We start from the raw sequence: 1,365 nt of genomic DNA, 5'->3' as shown, positions 1-1,365 counted from the left end.
TGGCCGCGGCCTACAAGGGCGAGCGCGTCGCGCTGCTCGAGGCGCGGCGGCATGTAAACTGGTATTTAAAGGGCGTCCCGCACCTGAAAGGCTACAAGGTGCGGGTGTCCTCGCTGACCACCCTCGCGGAGCTGCATGCGCTTGCGGAGGAACTGGAAGCGCAAATTGGAGGGGAGGGGCTACATGGCGACGAATGAGGAAAAGATCCTTGTTTCCCGCGCCAAACGCGGCGAGATCGCTGCCTTTGAGGAGCTGGTAACGGCCTATGAGCGGCGCGTGTTCGCGCTGGCGCTGCGTTCCTGCGGCAACGAGCACGATGCCCGCGATATCGTACAGGAGGTCTTCCTCCGCGTCTACCGGTCGCTGGAAAGNGCGCCCGCCGCGCCGCGCACGCCGGAATACCCGGGCGCGGGCGCGATCATCGGCACGCTGGAGCGGCTGCTCGTCGCGGTGCTGTGCATGATGGGGCAATACGCCGCGGTCGGCCTGGTGTTCACCGCCAAGACGCTGACGCGCTACGACCGCATCTCCAAGGACCCGCCCTTTGCGGAATACTACCTGATCGGCACGCTCGGCAGCCTGCTCTTCGTGCTGTGCGCGACCCGGCTGCTGCTCCCCGGCGCCCCATAAGACCAAACGCGCCCAAAGCGGGGCGGCCTCACTGGCCGCCCCGCTTTTTCCATGCCGCGCGCGTTTTTTTGCCGCCCTGTGCAAAAAAATAAAAAAGAACCGGCATATTTTAGGCCGTGCCTATTTCCCTAACCATTTTCCAACAAACCGCGCGGCGCGCTTGCCGTATACTGGAAAAACAAGGGAGGCTGGGACGTTCATGGACAAGCAACAATTAGGGAAAAAGGCTTTTGCGTTCTCCGCGCGGGCGGCAGGCGCATGTACGGCGCTGGCGCAAAAACCTGTGGTGCGGGGCCTGGGGCGCGCGGCGCAGCAGTTCGTCCTGTGCGCCGTACTCGCGCGCGGGACGATCCTGAACGGGTTTTCGCCCTTTGCGGTCGCGATGCAGGGCGCGGTATGCGCGCGGGGCGGGGGCTTTGCCGCGGTGCTCGGCTCGTTTTTCGGGTACCTGGTGCTGCGCTCGGATTTAAACGGCGTGGGCTGCTGCGCCGCCGCGCTGCTCACGCTGGCCTGCGGGCATGTGTTTGCCGACCTGCGCGCGCGGCACAGCGCCTGGTTTATGCCGCTCGTCGCGGCGCTGTGTATGGGCGCGTGCAGCTTTGTGTTTTTGCCGCGGCTGACGCCGGGCACGGTGCTGCTCTTCGCGTGCGTGCTGGTGCTGACGTTCGGCGCGTCGTATTTCTACCTGCTCGCGCTGTCGCCGCCCCGTTCGGAAAACGACATGCTGCGGCCGGG

General features: G+C 65.3%; 1 protein-coding gene and 2 pseudogenes. All 3 read left to right on the top strand.

The window, feature by feature from the left end:
- Positions 1-197: pseudogene (locus CZ203_RS14615) on the top strand (hypothetical protein); the annotation flags it as partial.
- Complete coding sequence (locus tag CZ203_RS15265; protein WP_456236189.1) at positions 136-630, top strand: RNA polymerase sigma factor; 495 nt, start codon at positions 136-138, stop codon at positions 628-630. The pseudogene CZ203_RS14615 and the gene CZ203_RS15265, both read left to right, overlap by 62 nt.
- 199 nt (positions 631-829) lie before the next feature.
- Positions 830-1,365, top strand: a pseudogene (locus CZ203_RS14610) (hypothetical protein); the annotation flags it as partial.

It is taken from the genome of Intestinibacillus massiliensis (assembly GCF_900155735.1).
In the GTDB taxonomy this organism is placed as follows: domain Bacteria; phylum Bacillota; class Clostridia; order Oscillospirales; family Butyricicoccaceae; genus Intestinibacillus; species Intestinibacillus massiliensis.
The sequence above is the reverse complement of the archived record's forward strand: the minus strand, read 5'-3'. Positions and strand labels throughout refer to the sequence as shown.